The organism is Kitasatospora sp. MY 5-36, from assembly GCF_001182915.1.
Taxonomy (GTDB): domain Bacteria; phylum Actinomycetota; class Actinomycetes; order Streptomycetales; family Streptomycetaceae; genus Kitasatospora.
In genome coordinates this window covers 1-3,518 of the sequence record NZ_LFVW01000892.1, presented here as the reverse complement: position 1 = coordinate 3,518, position 3,518 = coordinate 1, and the positions used below count along the sequence as shown (strand labels likewise).

The window sequence follows — 3,518 nt, the reverse complement described above, 5'->3', positions numbered from 1 at the left end:
CGCCGCCCCCGCCCGGCTTCGGCCCGCCGCCCGCCTACGGGCAGCAGCCGAACGGCCAACCGCCGTACGGACAGCAGCCGTACGGACAGCCGGCCCCCGGGCCCTACGGGCAGCAGCCGCCCCCCGGGCCGTACGGCTACCCGCAGCCCGCGCCGCCGGTGCAGCCCGCGCCGGCCGCCAAGCGCGGCATCCGCTCCAAGCTTCGGATCGTCGGGGTGGTCGGCGGCTGCCTGGCGCTGGCGGTGGGCTACTTCGTGGCCGGGCCGAGCGTCAGCAGCGCCAAGGCCGGCGACTGTGTGCACGCCAGCGGCTCCCGAGACGTCGAGATCGTCAAGTGCACTGACACCAAAGCGAATTACCGGGTGCTGTCGAAGTTCGAGGGCACCACCGACGTGACCCGCTGCCAGCAGACGCCGCAGACCACGAGCGCCGTCTCGGGCAAGAGCGGCCGCCGCTGGAATAAGAAGCGGTACGTGCTCTGCCTCGGCCCGCTGGCGCCCGCCACCACCGGCGTCCCGCCGGTGAAGAAGTCCTGAACTCTTCCGCCCTTCCTTTCCCGGGGGACCCCTTGTCCGTTCCGCCTCCGCCCCAGATGCCGTACGGCCCGCCACCGGGCGACGGCAACCCGTACGCCTCCGGCGGTTCCTACGGCGCCCCGCCGCCGCCCCCGCCGCCGCCCGGGTACGGCTACCCGAGCGCGCCGCCGCCGCCCGAGCAGCCGTACGGCGTCCAGCCCCCGCCGGGCGGTTACGGCTACGGGTACCCGCCGCCGCCCCCGATGGACGGGACCACCTGCCGGTTCTGCGGCGGCTACCCCGCGGTCAACGCCACCGTCCGCGGCCACCAGGGCCTGATCATCGCCTACCGGATGCTGCGGATGACCGGCCCGTTCTGCCGCACCTGCGGAACGGCGACGGTGCGCGACATGTCGGCCCGGACGCTGGTCCAGGGCTGGTGGAGCCTGGTGTCCTGGCTGCTGACCCCGATCACGCTGCTGCTGAACCTCGGCCCGCACAACAAGTTCAAGCGGCTGCAGCCGCCCGTCCCGGGCAGCCACGGCCCGCAGCTGAACCCGGGCGTCCCGCTGACCAGCCGGCCGCACATCGCGATGCTGCTGGTGCCGGTCTCGCTGGTGGCCGCGGTGACCCTGGCCGCCACCGGCGTGCTCGGCCCCGGGAAGACCGACCCGGCCGCCGACCCGACGCCGACGCCGACCCGGCTGACCCTCTCGCCCACGCCGCCGCCGGTCATCCCCTCGCCGACCTACACGCTGCCGGCGCCGACGCTCACCCTCCCGCCGGTCAGCACCCCGACCGACTCGGACAGCAAGGTGGACGCGGCCGGGGTCGGCGACTGCCTGTACAACGCGAACGGCACCAACCAGACCAACGACACCCACCCGAAGATCACCGTGGTGCCCTGCACCGACGCCAAGGCGCAGTACAAGGTCGTCTACAAGTACCTCGCCACCTCCGACGAGAAGTCCTGCGAGAAGCAGCCGAAGTCGGACAGCTGGTACACCAGCAAGCACCCGAGCTTCCCGGCCCTGGACTACGTGCTCTGCATGAAGCAGATCAAGTAGCCCGGTACGGACGAGGGGTGGCCCCGGCGCTCGGCCGGGGCCACCCCTCTCGTCGTGTCCGGAGCTCCCGTGGCGCCGTCGCGCCGTCCGGAGCCGGGCTCAGCCCTGCTGCTCGGCCCACCAGGCCCGCAGCGCCCCGACCGCCTCGTCGTGCTCCATCGGGCCGTGCTCCAGCCGGAGTTCGAGCATGTGCTTGTACGCCTTGCCGACCTGCGGGCCGGGCTTGAGGCCGAGCAGCTCCATGATCTGGTTGCCGTCCAGCGCCGGGCGGACGGCGTCCAGCTGCTCCTGCTCCTTCAGCTCGCCGATCCGGGTCTCCAGGCCGTCGTAGGTGCGGGAGAGCGCGGCCGCCTTCTTCTTGTTGCGGGTGGTGCAGTCGGAGCGGGTCAGCTTGTGCAGGCGCTCCAGCAGCGGCCCGGCGTCGGTGATGTAGCGGCGCACCGCGGAGTCGGTCCACTCGCCGCCGCCGTAGCCGTGGAAGCGCAGGTGCAGCTCGACCAGGCGCGAGACGTCCTCGGTGAGCTCCTTGGAGTACTTGAGCTCGCGCATCCGCTTGCGGGTCATCTTGGCGCCGACCACCTCGTGGTGGTGGAAGGAGACCCGGCCGTCCGACTCGAAGCGGCGGGTGCGCGGCTTGCCGATGTCGTGCAGCAGCGCGGCCAGCCGCAGGGTGAGGTCCGGGCCGTCCTGCTCCAGGTCGATGGCCTGCTCCAGGACGGTCAGCGAGTGCTCGTAGACGTCCTTGTGCCGGTGGTGCTCGTCCCGCTCCAGCCGCAGCGCGGGCAGCTCCGGCAGCACGTACCCGGCCAGGCCGGTGTCGACCAGCAGCCGCAGGCCCTTCACCGGGTGCTTGGCCAGCAACAGCTTGTTCAGCTCGGCCTGGATCCGCTCGGCGGAGACGATGGTGAGCCGCTCGGCCATCGCGGTCATCGCGGCGACCACCTCGGGCGCCGGGTCGAAGTCCAGCTGGGCGGCGAAGCGGGCGGCCCGCATCATCCGCAGCGGGTCGTCGGAGAAGGACTCCTCGGGGGTGGCGGGGGTGCGCAGCACCCGGGCCTCCAGGTCCTCCAGGCCGTGGTGCGGGTCGACGAAGCCGCGGCCCGGCAGGTCGACGGCCATCGCGTTGACCGTGAAGTCCCGGCGGACCAGGTCCTCCCCGATGGTGTCGCCGTAGCTGACCTCGGGCTTGCGCGAGGTGCGGTCGTACGCCTCGGAGCGGTAGGTGGTGATCTCGATCAGGAAGGAGCCCTCGGGGGTGTCCTTGCGGGCGCCGACCGTGCCGAAGGCGATGCCGACGTCCCAGACCGCGTCCGCCCAGCCCTTGACCAGCTTGAGCACCTGCTGCGGACGGGCGTCGGTGGTGAAGTCCAGGTCGTTGCCGAGCCGGCCGAGCAGCGCGTCCCGGACGGACCCGCCGACCAGCGCCAGCCGGTGACCGGCCGCCTGGAACCGGCTGGCGATCTCGTCGGCGACCGGCGACACCCGCAGCAGCTCTTGGAGGCCGAGCGTCTGGGCCTCGCTCAGCCCTGGGACGACCTGGACGTCGGTGCTGGAACGGTCGGTGCGCGCGGTGGGCTCATTGGCAGTGGACACGGCTCACAAGGGTACGTGCCCCGACAGGTCAACCGCCCGCGCGTTCTGGGCGTCTCACCCCACAGCCCGCAACACTGCGCCGCGGGCTGCATCGTTACCATGCCGGTGGACGAGTCTCGGGCACCGGACAGGGGATGCGGTGCCGCGCGCCGCCGCCGTCCGCGGGATCCCCGTGGCAGCGGTGCGGCGACGGCGTCGGGCGAAGAGCTCCACCAGAGTCAAGCGAAGACCGTCGGGCGGACCGCGCCGGACGGACAGCATCAGCAGCGAACGATCGAGAACGGCGAGGGCGAAGCGAGTGAGTGAGCCGGCACGGCTCGCGCCCCGGTGGGCCCGGACGGTC

3 protein-coding genes are annotated in these 3,518 nt (G+C 72.7%); 2 read left to right on the top strand and 1 reads right to left on the bottom strand.

The window, feature by feature from the left end; genetic code table 11:
* Both AE652_RS45760 and AE652_RS43300 read left to right on the top strand, forming a co-directional pair.
* Nucleotides 1-536: hypothetical protein (locus tag AE652_RS45760; RefSeq protein WP_049659837.1), on the top strand; the 536-nt coding region annotated here is incomplete at its 5' end.
* Between the two features lie 32 nt (nt 537-568).
* Nucleotides 569-1,582 carry a hypothetical protein gene (locus AE652_RS43300; protein WP_159028681.1) on the top strand — a complete coding sequence of 338 codons (1,014 nt, stop codon included), beginning with the start codon at nt 569-571 and terminating at the stop codon, nt 1,580-1,582.
* A 99-nt stretch (nt 1,583-1,681) separates the two neighbouring features.
* On the opposite strand, the gene AE652_RS37825 is transcribed toward AE652_RS43300, so the two are convergent.
* Nucleotides 1,682-3,106, bottom strand: a complete 1,425-nt coding sequence (locus AE652_RS37825) for a CCA tRNA nucleotidyltransferase (protein ID WP_049659839.1) — start codon at nt 3,104-3,106, stop codon at nt 1,682-1,684.
* Nucleotides 3,107-3,518 lie beyond the last annotated feature (412 nt).